This is a genomic window from Bilifractor sp. HCP3S3_D3, from assembly GCF_052063915.1.
GTDB lineage: Bacteria > Bacillota > Clostridia > Lachnospirales > Lachnospiraceae > Bilifractor.
In genome coordinates this window covers 35,667-51,713 of sequence record NZ_JBQHWP010000010.1, presented here as the reverse complement: position 1 = coordinate 51,713, position 16,047 = coordinate 35,667, and the positions used below count along the sequence as shown (strand labels likewise).

Here is a 16,047-nt window from a genome sequence, read left to right as displayed (position 1 = left end):
GAATGCCATTCACAAATGAGCAGCTGGAGCGTTATTCCAGACATATCATCTTAAAAGAAATCGGTGTAAAGGGCCAGAAAAAGCTTCTGAACGGAAGCGTTCTGATCATCGGTGCAGGCGGACTCGGAGCACCGGCAGCCATGTATCTCGCTGCTGCAGGTGTCGGAAAAATCGGCATCGCCGACGCCGATAATGTTGATCTCTCCAACCTTCAGAGACAGGTCATTCATACCACAAATGACATCGGAAAGCCGAAGGTGGAATCCGCAAAGGAAACCATGAATGCGATCAACCCGGACGTCGAGGTTCAGACCTACCATGACTTCATCACCAGCAAAAACATCATGGACATCATCCGCGACTACGATTTTGTCATCGACGGAACCGACAATTTTCCCGCAAAATTTCTGATCAACGATGCCTGCGTCATGGCGGATAAGCCCTTTTCTCACGCGGGAATCATCCGCTTCAAGGGGCAGCTCATGACAGTCGTTCCTCACCAGGGCCCCTGCTACCGCTGTGTATTCAAGGAGATGCCTCCGAAGGACGCCGTTCCGACCTGCAAACAGGCCGGAGTCATTGGCGCCATGGGTGGAATCATAGGTTCCCTGCAGGCACTCGAAGCAGTAAAATATATCACAGGTGTCGGAGACCTGCTGGTCGGCAGACTTCTGACCTTTGACGGTCTGAAAGGCGAATTCCACACAATCAAGCTCCCACCCCGCGGAGATGGATGCGCGGTATGCTCCGACCACCCGACCATCACAAAGCTTATCGATTACGAGCAGGCACAGTGCGAGTGGAAACCGGGACAGAACTGACCGCCGCGCAGAATGTCTGAGTTTTCTGGTAAATATCCGGCACGGATAATCCTATCCCGGGAAATTATGGCTTGACATGCAGGAGGTTTGCAGTTTGAAGGTTACAATCAGAAAAAGCGATTACGAGAAGATGCTTTCCCACGCGCGCTCCGTATGGCCTGAAGAGGCCTGCGGACTCATTGCCGGGATTGATCATATCGATGACACCGACCCCGACGCAAAGGTTGAGATTCGCGAGATCCGCAAGGTATACCTTCTGGAAAACCAGGATCACACAAATGTTCATTTTTCTCTGGACCCGGGAGAACATCTGAAGGCAGTCGTCGATATGCGGAAGCATCACCTGAAGCCACTCGGCAACTGGCACTCCCACCCGGAAACGCCGTCCCGCTCATCGGCCGAGGATATCCGTCTGGCATCCTTCGACCATACAGCAAGCTACCTGATCCTGTCACTGATGGACAATGAACATCCGGTGCTGCACAGCTTTCATGTGGAAAACGGCGTATCCACACCAGAGGCTCTTGAAATCATTTCCGGATGATTACCGGAAAGACAGGAAACCCGCGGCCGCATATTTTATCTCACATGCGTCAGGCGGTCACAGTTCGTGTAAATAACAGCTTCCGACACTTCGGAAGATACGAGGAGGTACAAGTCAAATATGGCTACAGATTACGCAACATTAAAAAAAGGCGGATGGATGAGGCAGAAACAGAAAAACTATTTTGCCCTCCGTATTCACGTGACCGGCGGACATCTGACAGATGAACAGATGGCAGGCGTTTCACTCGTCGCAAAAAAATACGGCCACGGATACGTCCATCTCACAGCCCGTCAGTCACTGGAAATCCCGTGGATGAAGCTCGAGGATATTGAGGCGATCAAGGCGGAGCTCGCAAAATACGGCGTACAGCCGTCTGTCTGCGGTCCGCGTGTACGCACCACCACTGCATGCCAGGGCAGCGCAACCTGTCCCTCTTCATGCATAGATACCTACGCCCTGGCCCAGGAAATCGATGAGAGATATTTTGCGAAGGAGCTTCCGGGAAAATTCAAGTTCGGTGTGACCGGATGTCAGAATAACTGCCTGAAAACAGAAGAAAATGATATCGGCATCAAGGGAGCCGAGCGCGTCGAGTGGATCGAGGATAACTGCATCGCCTGCGGCGTATGCGTCAAGGCCTGCCGCGAAAACGCGATTACACTTGCCGACGGTAAAATCACCATCGACCGTGACAAATGCACAAACTGTGGAAGATGCGCGAAGGCATGCCCTGCAGACGCCTATGAAGAACATCCCGGATATATCATGTCCTTCGGCGGTATGTTCGGCAACCATTTTCACAAGGGAAGACAGCTTGTACCCTTCTTTGAGAGCCACGACAAGCTGATCCAGATCTGCGATACCGTCATCCGCTTCTTCCACGATAACGCACAGCCGGGAGACCGTCTTCAGTTTGCTGTCGACAGATACGGTCAGGACAGATTCGACGAGCTGATCCGGGAAACCTTCGCCAAGAGCGAAGAATCCGCAAAAAAAGAAGCATCCGAGCCTCTTGAGCTCTCCGACTGGAAGCTCAGAACCGATCTTCAGAAATAATTCCGGACAATCCGAAACAGATACACAGGATCCATATTTTATCCGCAGGAGGAAAGACAAATGGCAAAGGAAATCGACGGAATTCAGGTTGACGAAACTGTAGACATCACGGATGTAGTCTGCCCGGTTACTTTTGTAAAGGCAAAGGTTGCCCTCGAGGAGCTTGACGACGGTCAGGTTCTCTCTGTTCATATGAATGACGGAGAGCCGGTGCAGAACGTGCCGAGAAGCATTAAAGAAGAAGGCCACAAGATTCTGAAGCTCATCGATAACGAAGACGGAACCTACGATCTCCTCGTCCGCAAGGTTGAAGACTAACAGCTCATCATTGAGCTGGAATAAATATTGAAAGTCCGGAACCCGGAATAAACTGGGTTTTCGGACTTTTTCTATGTCTCGTGAGTACATTTTTCAAAAAAAGATTCGGCGTTTACCGACCACCCTTTTTGCCTGAAAACGGAACCACCTATTTACCTCCGTCTGTGAAGGTGAATAATTCCTCGACAGTAACGTCAAATACTCTTGCAATATCCATTGCCAGCTTTAATGAGGGATTATATTTACCGTTTTCCAGATGAACAATTGTCTCCCTCCGGGCACCAACTTTCTCCGCGAGATCCGCCTGCGTTAATCCTGCTTTTTCACGGAATTCTTTTATTTTTGTAACAAGTGCCACCTCATACTCCCTTCTGATCCATTACCTTGAAAATGATAATTCGCAGTATGGAAATGATGATCAGCGAAATCATAATAACCCAGCCCATGAAAGATGCAGTATTAGCTACATGCCCCAATGTGCCGCCAATAAATGCAGTCAAAGCCATTGCTACTGCAAATATTTTCAGACAGATGGAGTCACATCTTTTTAAATTTGCTCTTGCAAGCTCATCGATGGGTTCTTTGTGAAATTTCCGGACTCTGTATGATATCAGGAAAATAATACATATGATCCCTCCTGCGACAGCATTTTGAATATACGTGTAGGATTCTTTCCAATCCGTTCTTACCCAGCACCAATAGTAGAATGTCAAACCAATGGTAAGAACTGCAGTTTCTGCCATCAATTCTGTAATACTGACTTTTTTATTCATAATGCCTCCTGTGTGATATATTTGTCACTTGTGTTATAAATATATCACATCAAAATTACTTGTCAACAATAAATGTGATAAATAATTCACTTTGCATATTCAGATATACAGTTTCCAGACCGCGATTGACAGCTATGAGGGCTTGATGAGTGTGTCTGATTCTGAAAGAATTGTTTAATTGTTAAGAAGTGAGGCCTTAAACCGTTACAAGGATTACAGGAAGTTGCAAATTATAAGAGCGCAAAAAGACATTATTATATGCGGGTTACGCGATTAACCTATTGTGGAATGAGCTTTTTTTAAATACTATGGAACAAAAGCGTAAAGGAGAAACCCCATGTCAGATAAAAGATTTTTACAAGATGTGCTGCGCATCTCCATACCGGTGGCATTACAATCCATGCTGCAGTCTTCCTTTTCCATGGTCGATCAGATCATGGTCGGTCAGCTTGGAGATAAAAGTGTTGCTGCGGTTGAAATTGCCGGAAAGCCCAGTTTTATTTATGCGTTTGTCATTGGAGCAATCAGTACGATCACAGGAATCATGATCTCGCAGTACATTGGCAACCACAACAGAAAAGCAGAGGAAAAGAGCATCTGTATCAATTTTCTGGTGATGATATTAACCGGGCTTACCTTTCTATCTGTTTTCAGCCTTTTCCAGAATCCGTTCGTGGGAATGTTTACGGAAGAAGAGCAGGTAATCGCAGAGGGCAGCACATATCTCGGGATTATCTCATGGACATTCATTCCGCTGGGGATCTGTAACATTCTGGGGACGGCGCTGCGATGCCGGGACAAATCAACCTGGCCACTTTATATCGGCATTTTTTCTGCTTTGCTCAATACAGTTTTAAACTACTGCTTTATATTTGGAAATTTTGGCACGCCGCGTCTTGGAATAGCAGGTGCCGCATATGCGAGTGTCATATCCCAGGCAGCAGGAGCACTGATTTCCATCCTGTGTTTTTGCAGATTATATGGGCGGATTCGTATTTCGTTAAGCCTTGGAAAGGCAGGATATTCGCAGTACTTTCTGATGCTTCTGCCGATTGTTTTGAATGAGTTTTTCTGGTCCGTGGGACAAAGCGTATACACATATGTTTATGGGCATATGGGGACTAATGAACTGGCAGGAATGTCGTTGACGGGCGCTGTTCAAGGCCTGACCATGGGAGCATTAAGTGGCCTGTCTCAGGCAGCAGGGATTCTGATCGGCAAAAGGCTGGGCAGCAGGGAATATGATGCTGCTTATGAGGATTCCAAAAAGCTATGCGGTCTTGGAGTGGCCGGATCACTGGTCTTCACGCTGTTATTGATTTTGATCAGAAATCCGTATGTTCAACTGTTCAACGTATCAGGAGATGTTCGCGGAATTGGCGCAGATATTATGGCAGCATTTGCGATCCTGATGCCTGTGAAGGTACAGAATATGATACTGGGAGGCGGAATCATCCGAAGCGGCGGAAAAACAAAGTACGTCATGATGATTGACATGATGGGAACCTGGCTGATCGGCGTACCTCTGGCGCTGCTTACAGGATTGTATATTAAGATTCCGGTTATCTGGGTCTACTTTATTTTATCGCAGGAAGAACTGGTCCGTCTGATCGTATCTGTTATTATGTTCAGAAGCAGAAAATGGATGCATACACTACAATAATCGGAGATGAATATGTGGGATGAAAAGAAGATCCGGATTATTGATATTGCAGATGAATTAGGCGTCAGTACAGCGACGGTTTCCAATGTTATCCACGGCAAAACAAAAAAGATATCCGACGCAACGGTCAGACGTGTGCAGGAAAAACTCGTTGAAAGAGGATATATTCCGAATATGGCCGCGACGCTCCTTTCGCAGAACAATTCGAGAATTGTCGGAGTGGTCGTAAACAATCATCCGAAATATGAAGGACATGTTCTGGAAGACCCGTTCGTCAGCAGCGCAGTCAATGCGTTATCCGATGCGCTGGAAAGCCATGGATATTTTTTGATGCTGAAGAAGACAAACGACATCATGGATATTGTCCCCTTCGCATCGATGTGGAATATGGATGGGATGGTAATCATGGGTTTCTGCGAAGATGAGTATCAGAAACTTCGTGACCGCATCAGGATACCGTTTGTTGTATATGACGGCTTCTTTCAGAATGACAGAAACATCTGCAATCTGATGCTGGATGATTATGACGGAGGAAGGCAGGTCGGCGCGTTCTTCAGGGAAAACGGCAGAGAGAAGATATTATTTATCGCGGATAACCGGCTGAAACCGGATTTTGACAGATATGAGGGTCTTTGCTCCGGTTATGGAAGAACAGTTGATTTTCTGGAAGTGCCTATGAGTAAAAAAGAAAGACAGGCACATTATCGGGATATCTTACCGGTATTTCAGGATTATGATTCGGTATTTGCTGCATCGGATTATTATGCGGTTGAAATTATGTACTTTCTGATTCACGCGGGGATACGCGTCCCGGAAGATATCTGGGTTGTGGGATTTGACGACATGGAGTTATGTAGAAATGTCATGCCGCAGTTATCATCCGTCCGGCAGGATGTGTTTTTGCGCGCGGGAAAAGCAGTGGAGTATCTGGATCGGATGAAAACAGACAGAAGTTATTCTGTAACGGACAAAATTCCGGTACATTTCGTTCCGCGGATGAGCTGTGGAAGAAGATCATATTGATTGGAAGCGGAAATCACGGACATTGGGAGATCAGTTTAGCAATTGAATCAGACAGTGCTTTTTTGTACTCTTTTTCCCGTTAAGGAAAGGCCAAAATCTCTGACATTGCCACCGGCTTTCGAGATGGTATCACAAAAGATACCATGTTAGAAAAATCTGCTTACTTGATATAAAATTGAAATACAGTATGATAATGAATACAAAGAACAACACAACTATCAGGAACGAGATAAAACACGCTGCGCGAGTTTTATCTCGCTATCGCGACGCTCGCCGCACACGAATACTTCGCATTCGGCTGCGGCCCACTGTTCGCGTAAATAAAAATAGGGGACCAGAAAGGCAAAGGGGTCATTGTTATGTCCAGTGAAATCAAACAGAGGAAGATGTTGCCAAAGTACATCGAAATACGCGGCGCCAAGGTTCATAACCTCAAGAATATCAATGTAGACGTCCCGCTTAATGAGATCGTGGCGATTGCCGGGGTCTCCGGATCGGGAAAATCCTCGCTTGCGCTTGGTGCGCTATATGCCGAGGGATCCCGCAGGTATTTGGAATCTCTCTCTACCTATACGCGCCGGAGGATGACGCAGGCGGAAAGGGCGGATGTGGATGATGTCCGCTACGTGCCGGCTGCCCTTGCACTGCGCCAGCGGCCCGGAGTTCCCGGTATCCGCAGTACATTCGGGACACTTTCGGAGCTGCTCAATAGTCTGCGGCTTATGTTTTCGCGGCTTGCGAGCCACCGCTGTCCAAACGGACATTACTGTCCGCCGTCTCTTTCCGTTGCGGCCATGCAGGAAATCACCTGCCCAGTCTGCGGCGCGAAATTCTACGGTCCCGGAGCAGAAGAGCTTGCCTTCAACAGCACCGGTGCCTGCAAGACCTGCGGCGGAACAGGAGTCGTCCAGACTGTGAATGAGGCAGCCCTGGTGCCGGATGATTCCAAGACCATTGACGAAGGTGCGGTCGTTGTCTGGGGGACGCTCATGTGGTCGCTGATGAAGGATATCGTGCGCACGATGGGTGTCCGGACAGATGTTCCGTTCCGCGATCTGACACCGGAGGAGAAGGAGATTGTCTATCACGGCGAGCTGAAAAAACACCACATCCACTATGTCAATCCGAACACGCTGGAGCAGGCGGAGATGGATTTTAATTATTACAGTGCGGTTAATTCCGTGAAGAATTCCCTTGCCAAGGTCAAGGACGAGAAGGGAATGAAGCGGCTCGAAAAATATCTGGAAGAGGATGTCTGCCCAGATTGCCGCGGAACCAGACTTTCAGAAGCCGCCCGCGCGCCCAGGCTTCGAGGGATAGGGCTGGATGAAGCCACAGCCATGACGCTCTCAGAACTGATTCCCTGGGTGAAGGGCGTTCCGGCTTCTTTGCCGGAAGAGATGCGTCCCATGGCAGAAAAGATCTGTGAATCCTTCCTGGACGTCTCAAAGCGGCTGATGGATCTGGGGCTTGGCTATCTTTCTCTTGACAGAGCGGCATCGACGCTTTCCACCGGTGAAAGACAGCGCGTGCAGCTCGCGAGGGCAGTCCGCAACCGTACGACAGGCGTGCTCTATGTTCTCGATGAGCCGTCAATCGGATTGCATCCATATAATCTCAAGGGTCTTACCGGCGTAATGGACGATTTGCGCTCGGACGGAAATTCGGTTGTCCTTGTCGATCATGACACACAGGTTCTAAAACACGCTGACTGGATGATTGAGATGGGCAGAGGAGCCGGCGCGGACGGAGGAACGGTTATTGCAGAGGGGCGCATCGAGGATGTCTCGGAAAATCCCGAATCCGTTATCGGGCCGTACCTCTCCGATCAATATGAAGCAAGAATCCGCCCGGTTACAAAGCCGGCCGCCATGTTTGAGAAAGGCATCATTCATCTGGAAACAGAAATGATTCACACCGTACATCCACTGGATGTGCGGATCCCGATGGGACGGCTCACCGTGGTAACGGGCGTCTCCGGGTCCGGAAAGACGACCATGGTGCTTGAAAGCCTGATTCCGGCACTCAGGGCAAAAATCAGCGGGCAGAAGCTGCCGGTACATGTAAAAAACATCGAGGCAGAGGGCATCACACAGGTCAAGCTGATTGACGCGACACCGATCGGCATTAATGTGCGCTCAACCGTGGCGACGTACGCAAATGTCCATGATGGGCTCCGAAAAGTTTACGCGAAGACAAAGGACGCAAAAGAACGCTCCTTTAAGGCGGGAGACTTTTCTTATAATACGGGGAAGCTCCGCTGTCCGACCTGTGACGGAACGGGGGAAATTTCCCTGGACGTCCAGTTTCTGCCTGACGTGAAGATTCCCTGCCCGGACTGCCGGGGCTCCCGGTACAGCAGAGAGGCTTTTGATATTCGCAGGAAGGCAAAGGACGGTAACGAATACAGTCTGCCGGAACTCATGAATATGAGTGTGGACCAGGTGCTGCATGCGCTTGGCGGGCTTAAACTCCTGCAGCAGCGCCTGCAGGTACTGCACGACTTAGGGCTCGGCTATCTGACCCTCGGAGAGGAAACACCGGGGCTTTCCGGCGGCGAAGCGCAGCGTTTAAAGCTGGCCAGCGAGATGGGAAAGGGCCAGAGCGACTCTGTGTTTATTTTTGATGAACCGACGATCGGCCTGCATCCGCAGGATGTGAGGACACTGCTGCATGTTTTTCAGACTTTGATCGGCCATGGAGCAACGGTCATTGTCATTGAGCATGACCTTGATGTCATTAAGAATGCCGATTACATCATCGACATGGGGCCCGGCGGCGGAAAGGAAGGCGGCAGGATCGTTGCCTTCGGGACACCGGATGAAATCAAACAGACAGGTGAAAGCATTACCGGGCAGTATGTATAACTCTCAATTGTAAAACTAAATTTCCCCGAGATGGAATTTAGTTTTGCAATTGAGAAAGAAGCACCGCCGAATAACCAAATGGCTTGACTTTGTCCCGCGAACTCTATATACTCCAAAGCATGATCAATTTCATAACAACAGGCAATGACGGGAACAAGTAGGAAAGAACAGAAGCCTTCAGAGAGCTGCCGGCAGGTGAGAGGCGCAGGAAGAGTTTTTTCACGAATACATCCCCGAGCTCTGCACCGAAACATTTACAGTAGGCTGCAGCGTAGTGGCGCACGTTATAAACGCCGGAGTATTTGCTTTTCATGTCCATGCATTCCATGTTCAGCTGTTTCATCTCATGATAACGGCTGATAACGGCGCACAGATACTCCAGGAGGCGGATATCGTGAGATACCCGTGAAATTAGGTGGTACCACGGAAGAATTTTTAAGCTTTCGTCCTGAATGAATTACGGTTCGGGACGGGAGCTTTTTTATGCATTGTATAGACCCGAAAGCCACATCAAGGTGAAAGACTCTGTCCGTACCGGAGAACCGGACACATCGCGCACATTCGCTGTGCACTTCATTTCCCAACGGAAGGACCAGCCAGCGGAATCAAACAGAAAAGGAGAATAGCAGAACAATGACACTTTACGAAGAACTGCAGGCGCGCGGACTGCTCGCGCAGCTCACAGACGAAAAGGAAATCGCCGACCTCATCAATCAGGGAAAAGCCACCTTCTATATCGGCTTTGATCCGACCGCTGATTCCCTGCATGTCGGTCACTTTATGGCCCTGCTGCTGATGAAGAGACTTCAGGCGGCGGGCAACAAGCCGATCGCCCTTGTCGGCGGAGGCACCGCGATGATCGGCGACCCCTCCGGCCGCACCGACATGCGGAAGATGATGACCGTTGATATGATTGATCACAATGTAGAATGCTTCAAAAAGCAGATGTCCCGCTTCATCGAATTCGGCGACGGAAAGGCACAGATCGTCAACAATGCGGACTGGCTCCGTGATCTGAACTTCCTGGAATTCATGCGCGATATCGGATCCCAGTTCAATGTAAACGAAATGCTCCGCGCGCGCTGCTATGTCAACCGCATGCAGACCGGACTTTCCTTCCTTGAATTTTCCTATATGCTGATGCAGAGCTACGACTTCTACAGACTGTACCAGGATTACGGCTGCCAGATGCAGTTCGGCGGCGATGATCAGTGGTCCAACATGCTCGGCGGCATCAACCTCATCCGCAAGAAGCTGAACAAGGACGCCTATGCCATGACCATTTCTCTGCTTCTGAAGCATGACGGAACAAAGATGGGCAAGACCGCGGGCGGCGCTGTATGGCTCGATCCGGACAAATACAAGCCTTATGATTTCTACCAGTACTGGAGAAATGTTGACGACTCTGACGTACTGAAATTTCTCCGCATGATGACCTTCCTTCCACTGGAACAGATCGATGAGATGGATAAATGGGAGGGCAGCAAGCTGAACGAGGCAAAATCAATCCTGGCATATGAGCTTACCTCTCTGGTACACGGAGAGGACGAGGCGAAGAAGGCGCAGGCAGGAGCCGAGGCGGTCTTCAAGGGTGCCGGAAGTCTCGACACCGTTCCCTCCGTTGTCCTCACTCAGGATGACTTTAACGAAAACGATGCCATTGATATCATCAGTCTCCTCGTAAAAACCGAACAGTGCGGTTCCCGCTCCGACGCCCGCCGCGCCATCACCAAAGATCACAGCATTACCGTCGGCGAGAGCAAGATCGATGACTTCAAATACGAAGTGAAGAAGACGGATATCCCCGCAGAAGGTCTCCTGATCAAGAAGGGCAAGAAGAATATCAAGAAAGTAGTTGTCGAATAAACGACAATGCGGGAATCACTTCCAGGCTCTTTCGCACGATTCGCATATGACCTGCTACAGTCTGCAATGATACAGCAGGATCAGTGGCCAGCTTTTTCGCGACGCTTCACATCTGACGTGCCGCAGTCTGCTATGATGCAGCAGAATCAGCGTACACCTATTTCGCGTGCAGCATGCCTGTCTGCGTTTTCGAAGAGTCCGCACTTTCCCATTTGGCCCCTGCACTTCTTGTGCAGAAGCTTGGGATTGCGATGAAGTTCATATAGTGGTAAGATTAATTCCGTACGTGCTGCCGACGGGCAGTTTCGTACGGATTTTTCACAATAAACAGTTCGTGGACAACTGCAGAGTTCACGAAAGCAGGAGGAAGCAGTTATGGCACCAAAGAAAAAATACGGAGTCAACGAACTCCGTGAGATGTTCCTTTCATTTTTTGAATCAAAGGGCTGTCTGAGGCTGAACAGTTTTTCACTCGTTCCGCACAATGACAATTCCCTTCTGATCATCAACTCCGGCATGGCTCCGATGAAGCCCTGGTTCACCGGGCAGGAGATTCCGCCGAGAAGAAGAGTTACCACCTGTCAGAAATGCATCCGTACCGGTGATCTGGAAAACGTCGGGAAAACCGCCCGTCACGGCACGTACTTCGAGATGCTTGGAAACTTTTCCTTCGGAGACTACTTCAAGAAAGAGGCGATTCCGTGGGCGTGGGAATTCCTGACCGAGGTTGTCGGTCTCGACGCGGACAGACTGTATCCCTCCGTATATGAAAAAGACGATGAGTCCTACAATATCTGGCTCAATGACATGCACATCCCTGCAGAGCGCATCTACAAATTCGGCAAGGAGGATAACTTCTGGGAGCACGGCTCCGGCCCCTGCGGTCCCTGTACAGAGATTTACTATGACAGAGGTCCCGAATTCGGAAACGGACCGGAGGATGTCATGGGCGGAGAGGGCGACCGCTTCATGGAAGTATGGAACGTCGTTTTCTCTCAGTTCAACAACGACGGACACGGCAATTACACCGACCTCGTACAGAAGAACATCGATACCGGAATGGGACTTGAGCGTCTCGCGGTTGCCGTTCAGGGCGTCGGCTCCCTGTTCGATGTCGATACTGTAAAATCACTTCGTGACCTCGTATGCACCCTTGCGGGAGGCATCGCCTACGAGCAGCCGGACACCCATGATACCGACGTATCCGTCCGCATCTGCACCGACCACGCAAGAGCCATGACCTTCATGATCTCCGATGGCATCATGCCGTCCAACAACGGCCGCGGATATGTTCTGCGCCGAATCATCCGCCGCGCGGTCCGTCACGGAAGAAAGCTCGGCATCAAGGGTTCCTTCCTGACAAAGCTCGCAGAGAATGTAATCGAGGGCTCGAAGGACGGCTATCCGGAGCTGGAGGAAAAGAGAGATTTCATTCTGAACGTCATCCAGGCAGAAGAGGATAAATTCGAGAAAACCTATGAGCAGGGCATGGACATCCTGCAGAGCATGGAGGATGAACTGGAGGCAGCCGGCAGAAAAGAACTCTCCGGTGAGAATGCCTTCAAGCTTTACGATACCTACGGATTCCCCATTGATAATACAAAGGAAATTCTGGAAGAAAAGGGCTATACCGTTGATGAAGCGGGCTTCAATGCCGCAATGAAAAAACAGAAGGAAACCGCGCGCGAGGACCGCAAAAAATCCGGAAAATCCTCGACCTACATGGGCGCAGCGGCGACCATCTATGAGGAAATGGATCCAGCCATCAACTCCGAGTTTATCGGCTATGACAAAACACAGGCAGACAGCCGGATCGTGGCAATGGCAGCCTTCGCAGGCGAGGAAGAGGACAGTGACTCCGTCGTGGAAGCCCTCGCGGATGGACAGTCCGGCGCCATTATCACCGCTGAAACACCGTTCTACGGAACGATGGGCGGACAGGTCGGCGACATCGGAACCATTGTTCTCGGCAGCGACGACACAGAGGCTGCCGCGCTCGGAAAGGGAGCTGCCGTATTCCAGGTAACCGCGACCGAACACGTAGCCGGCAATAAGATTGCCCACATCGGCAAGGTCGTAAAAGGCATGTTCAAGCTGGGCGACACAGTCACACTGAAGGTTGATGAGAAAGAACGCATGGCGACCTGCCGCAACCACAGCGCGACACACCTTCTCCAGAAGGCACTCCGTGAAGTGCTCGGCACCCATGTGGAGCAGGCCGGCTCCTACCAGGACGCAGACCGTACCAGATTCGATTTCAGCCATTTCCAGGCCATGACCCCGGAAGAGCTGAAGAAGGTAGAAGACCTTGTCAACGAGAAGATCCAGGCAGGACTTCCGGTCAAGACAGAAATCATGAGTCTTGACGACGCGAAGAAGAGTGGTGCTATGGCGCTCTTCGGTGAGAAATATGGCGATAAGGTACGTGTCGTTCGCATGGGCGACTTTTCAACGGAGCTCTGCGGAGGTACACACGTATCCAATACCCTGCAGATCGGACAGTTCAAGATTCTGTCCGAGAGCGGCGTAGCTGCCGGCGTCCGCAGGATCGAGGCGCTGACCGGCGACAACGTAAGGAAATATTACGAGAAACTGGAAGCACAGTTAAAGGATGCCGCTTCCCTCCTCAAGGCAACCCCTGACACTCTCGCGGATCATATCCGGAAACTTCAGGATGAACTCAAGGCATCCCGCAGCGAGAACGAGTCGCTGAAGGCAAAGGAAGCACAGAATGCCCTGGGCGATGTCACCGGAAACGCAAAGGACATCAACGGCGTGAAATTTGTCGCCTCCGCTCTTAAGGATGTAGATCCTGACGAGCTGAGAAATCTCGGCGACAGCCTGAAGACAAAGCTGGGAGACGGCAGCGTCATCCTTCTTCTGGCAGACAACGGCGGAAAGGTCAACCTGATGTGCATGGCAGACGACACTGCCGTTGGAAAAGGCGCACATGCAGGCAACATCATCCGTTCTGCCGCGAAGATCCTCGGTGGAGGCGGCGGCGGCCGCCCGAATATGGCACAGGCCGGCGGTAAGGATGCCACCAGAATCAACGACGCCATTGCAGATGCCGAGAATATACTGAAAGCACAGATCCGGTAATTCTGAACCACTTAAGAGCGCAGAACCGGATATATGCCTGTCATCTGTATGATGCTGAACGATTCGGATTCTGACTGGAATCAAACGCAATGCAGTGCTGATTCATTTATCAAAGCTGGATTGTCGAGTTTTGAAGCCAGCGCACTGTTCCCCGACGGGACTGGTGCGCTGGCTTTTTTGATATGCGTAATAGAAAGGCTTCCGATTCCCACCGCCTCTGACGCAGCTTCTGCCACCTGCGTCTCATAGTGAAGCGCCCCGATGACAGACAGCCGCAGCCAAGGCCAGGGAGTGTCCAGACTTCCCGGCAAACTCCATTCGTTCTGCCTCCATTACAAATGCCGCTTTCCTGTCACTCATCCGTTTTCTTCATTACATCTTCTGAAATTTGTGTTATTTTATTTATATCTGATAAGACGAAAGAAAGACTGATCGGTAAAAGAGGAGAAAAACATGGCTGAATTTAAAAAGATGCGGCGTTTTAAACAGGAAATTACAAAAGAAGAGTGTATCGAAGTCTTAAAGAAGGCTCCACGCGGTATTATGGCCTTCCACGGAGAGAATGGCTATCCATACGCAATTCCACTCAATCAGTATTACGATGAAGCGGATGGCAGGCTCTACTTCCATGGCGCAAAGGATGGTCTGAAAATCGATCTCCTCGCAAAGGACAATAAGGTCTGTTTCACCGTAATGGACGAAGGCTTTGTGAAGGAAGGCGAGTGGGCTCTCAATATCAAGAGTGTGGTCTGCCTGGGAAGACTCGAGACAGTTACCGATCATGATAAGGCAATCGAACATTGCCGTATGCTCGGCAGAAAATTTTATCCATCTCATGAAGCGGTAGAGGAAGAGATTGCGAAAGCGGGTGGCAGAGTGAATGTGCTGGCTATGACGATCGATCGTATGACCGGGAAACTCGTCAATGAATCATAATTGTTCATCAAATTATTATTGACGCATAATGACGAACAATACAGAAAGTGAGAAAAAAGTATGAAACCATTGTAGTTTGACGCATTTTAATCATATTTAACAGCGTTATTAAAGATGGTACCTGGAGATATCGTCCCAGTTTGAAGGAAATCCCATGTATGTAAGGAGGTCAGATTCGGACAAACGAGTACTTGCTTTGAGATATTTCGCAATGATGGCTTTTAATTTCCGTTTATAGGAGCGAAAGTCATCACCCCGGAGAAGATAGCGGAACATAATCACTACACCAAAGTAGTCGTTTTTGCCCATGGTATAATGCTGTCCCTTTTTCGGTATGTTCAGCTTGTGGTGCAGCCGCGTATCGGGAAAATCATGCTGCAAGATGCGGAATGAATACAGTCTTTCGTTATGAGCACACACATTTCTGAAATATGTAAGGCAACTTAAAGCACCCGCCAATTGTTTTTCGGAAAAATGTACATAAACTCCGGCAATTGCACGCTGCTGCTGAATCTGAAGAACAGAATACATCTTAGATAGCTGACCAAAGGTCAATGCTTTTCGAAGAACCCAAAGCGGTACGTTTTGATGTACGTTTCGCTGATGAACGATGTAATTATGGTCTGTGCTGCGGTTTGCGATTCTGTCAAGAATATTGATAAGCCCCGAAACCATTTTGATATTCGAGGCCTTTTGTGAGTAATTGTTCGGGTCCAGATAAGCGGCCTGCCGCTCACCGAAATGGCTGCAGAAAGCATCAGAAATAAGCTGACCTATTTTTTGTTCAATAATATTCAGGTAGTCAAAAGTAAGAGAACGCAGGGACTTGTCAAACTGGTAAAGAGCAACCACGTCTTCAAATGTTGTTCTGGCCTCATATTTCCGTGTCATTGGATTGATAAAAGGCGTTTTATATCCGCCGATCAGTGAAAAATAGCCGATGTCTGTTAACCTTTGCGTTGCATATGGGATATCAGCAATGATCAATCCTTTGCTTTGGGAGAGCAGATTGATTTGATCCGAATAATTGAGATAGGGTTTTATCATAGCGGTTCTCCAATGCAAAATTAAAGGA

General features: G+C 49.5%; 14 protein-coding genes. 10 read left to right on the top strand and 4 right to left on the bottom strand.

Features of this window, described 5'->3' with window-relative positions; genetic code table 11:
• The first annotated feature begins 2 nt into the window (after positions 1-2).
• The 4 genes from thiF to ACTNDI_RS07515 all read left to right on the top strand — a co-directional run bounded on the left by thiF (position 3) and on the right by ACTNDI_RS07515 (position 2,742).
• On the top strand, positions 3-821 hold the full coding sequence (thiF, locus tag ACTNDI_RS07530) for a thiazole biosynthesis adenylyltransferase ThiF (RefSeq protein ID WP_441100316.1): 819 nt from the start codon (positions 3-5) through the stop codon (positions 819-821).
• Between the two features lie 130 nt (positions 822-951).
• A complete protein-coding gene (locus ACTNDI_RS07525; protein WP_441100419.1) occupies positions 952-1,365 on the top strand; it encodes a M67 family metallopeptidase in 414 nt (137 codons plus the stop codon).
• Between the two features lie 120 nt (positions 1,366-1,485).
• Positions 1,486-2,424, top strand: coding sequence for a 4Fe-4S binding protein (locus tag ACTNDI_RS07520; protein WP_441100315.1), 939 nt, complete (start codon positions 1,486-1,488; stop codon positions 2,422-2,424).
• 60 nt (positions 2,425-2,484) lie between these two features.
• Positions 2,485-2,742, top strand: a complete 258-nt coding sequence (locus tag ACTNDI_RS07515; protein WP_441100314.1) for a sulfurtransferase TusA family protein — start codon at positions 2,485-2,487, stop codon at positions 2,740-2,742.
• Between the two features lie 148 nt (positions 2,743-2,890).
• Here the strand turns inward: ACTNDI_RS07515 and ACTNDI_RS07510 are convergent, their stop codons facing one another.
• Positions 2,891-3,100 (bottom strand): helix-turn-helix transcriptional regulator, encoded by a 210-nt coding sequence (locus ACTNDI_RS07510; RefSeq protein ID WP_274939910.1) that lies wholly within the window; start codon positions 3,098-3,100, stop codon positions 2,891-2,893.
• A 1-nt stretch (position 3,101) separates the two neighbouring features.
• Positions 3,102-3,515, bottom strand: coding sequence for a hypothetical protein (locus ACTNDI_RS07505; protein ID WP_441100313.1), 414 nt, complete (start codon positions 3,513-3,515; stop codon positions 3,102-3,104).
• A 337-nt stretch (positions 3,516-3,852) separates the two neighbouring features.
• Between ACTNDI_RS07505 and ACTNDI_RS07500 the strand changes: the two genes are divergently transcribed.
• The 5 genes from ACTNDI_RS07500 to alaS all read left to right on the top strand — a co-directional run bounded on the left by ACTNDI_RS07500 (position 3,853) and on the right by alaS (position 14,036).
• On the top strand, positions 3,853-5,178 hold the full coding sequence (locus tag ACTNDI_RS07500; protein WP_441100312.1) for an MATE family efflux transporter: 1,326 nt from the start codon (positions 3,853-3,855) through the stop codon (positions 5,176-5,178).
• A gap of 12 nt (positions 5,179-5,190) precedes the next feature.
• Positions 5,191-6,201, top strand: coding sequence for a LacI family DNA-binding transcriptional regulator (locus ACTNDI_RS07495; RefSeq protein WP_441100311.1), 1,011 nt, complete (start codon positions 5,191-5,193; stop codon positions 6,199-6,201).
• Positions 6,202-6,560: 359 nt separating this feature from the next.
• A complete protein-coding gene (locus ACTNDI_RS07490) occupies positions 6,561-9,068 on the top strand; it encodes an excinuclease ABC subunit UvrA (protein WP_441100310.1) in 2,508 nt (835 codons plus the stop codon).
• 633 nt (positions 9,069-9,701) lie between these two features.
• Entirely contained in the window at positions 9,702-10,934 is a 1,233-nt protein-coding gene (tyrS, locus tag ACTNDI_RS07485) for a tyrosine--tRNA ligase (RefSeq protein ID WP_441100309.1), read from the top strand.
• A gap of 375 nt (positions 10,935-11,309) precedes the next feature.
• Positions 11,310-14,036, top strand: coding sequence for an alanine--tRNA ligase (gene alaS / locus ACTNDI_RS07480; RefSeq protein ID WP_441100308.1), 2,727 nt, complete (start codon positions 11,310-11,312; stop codon positions 14,034-14,036).
• Between the two features lie 80 nt (positions 14,037-14,116).
• On the opposite strand, the gene ACTNDI_RS07475 is transcribed toward alaS, so the two are convergent.
• Positions 14,117-14,347, bottom strand: a complete 231-nt coding sequence (locus ACTNDI_RS07475; RefSeq protein ID WP_441100307.1) for a DUF5058 family protein — start codon at positions 14,345-14,347, stop codon at positions 14,117-14,119.
• Between the two features lie 142 nt (positions 14,348-14,489).
• Here ACTNDI_RS07475 and ACTNDI_RS07470 point away from each other — a divergent pair, with 142 nt between their 5' ends.
• A complete protein-coding gene (locus ACTNDI_RS07470) occupies positions 14,490-14,972 on the top strand; it encodes a pyridoxamine 5'-phosphate oxidase family protein (protein ID WP_441100306.1) in 483 nt (160 codons plus the stop codon).
• Positions 14,973-15,080: 108 nt separating this feature from the next.
• On the opposite strand, the gene ACTNDI_RS07465 is transcribed toward ACTNDI_RS07470, so the two are convergent.
• Positions 15,081-16,019 carry an Abi family protein gene (locus tag ACTNDI_RS07465; RefSeq protein ID WP_441100305.1) on the bottom strand — a complete coding sequence of 313 codons (939 nt, stop codon included), beginning with the start codon at positions 16,017-16,019 and terminating at the stop codon, positions 15,081-15,083.
• Positions 16,020-16,047 lie beyond the last annotated feature (28 nt).

Excerpts from the sequence above, each read along its gene's own strand:
- thiF (WP_441100316.1), top strand. The coding sequence starts at position 3 with ATGCCATTCACAAATGAGCAGCTGGAGCGTTATTCCAGACATATCATC.
- ACTNDI_RS07525 (WP_441100419.1), top strand. The coding sequence starts at position 952 with ATGCTTTCCCACGCGCGCTCCGTATGGCCTGAAGAGGCCTGCGGACTC.
- ACTNDI_RS07520 (WP_441100315.1), top strand. The coding sequence starts at position 1,486 with ATGGCTACAGATTACGCAACATTAAAAAAAGGCGGATGGATGAGGCAG.
- ACTNDI_RS07515 (WP_441100314.1), top strand. The coding sequence starts at position 2,485 with ATGGCAAAGGAAATCGACGGAATTCAGGTTGACGAAACTGTAGACATC.
- ACTNDI_RS07505 (WP_441100313.1), bottom strand. The coding sequence starts at position 3,515 with ATGAATAAAAAAGTCAGTATTACAGAATTGATGGCAGAAACTGCAGTT.
- ACTNDI_RS07500 (WP_441100312.1), top strand. The coding sequence starts at position 3,853 with ATGTCAGATAAAAGATTTTTACAAGATGTGCTGCGCATCTCCATACCG.
- ACTNDI_RS07495 (WP_441100311.1), top strand. The coding sequence starts at position 5,191 with ATGTGGGATGAAAAGAAGATCCGGATTATTGATATTGCAGATGAATTA.
- ACTNDI_RS07490 (WP_441100310.1), top strand. The coding sequence starts at position 6,561 with ATGTCCAGTGAAATCAAACAGAGGAAGATGTTGCCAAAGTACATCGAA.
- tyrS (WP_441100309.1), top strand. The coding sequence starts at position 9,702 with ATGACACTTTACGAAGAACTGCAGGCGCGCGGACTGCTCGCGCAGCTC.
- alaS (WP_441100308.1), top strand. The coding sequence starts at position 11,310 with ATGGCACCAAAGAAAAAATACGGAGTCAACGAACTCCGTGAGATGTTC.
- ACTNDI_RS07470 (WP_441100306.1), top strand. The coding sequence starts at position 14,490 with ATGGCTGAATTTAAAAAGATGCGGCGTTTTAAACAGGAAATTACAAAA.
- ACTNDI_RS07465 (WP_441100305.1), bottom strand. The coding sequence starts at position 16,019 with ATGATAAAACCCTATCTCAATTATTCGGATCAAATCAATCTGCTCTCC.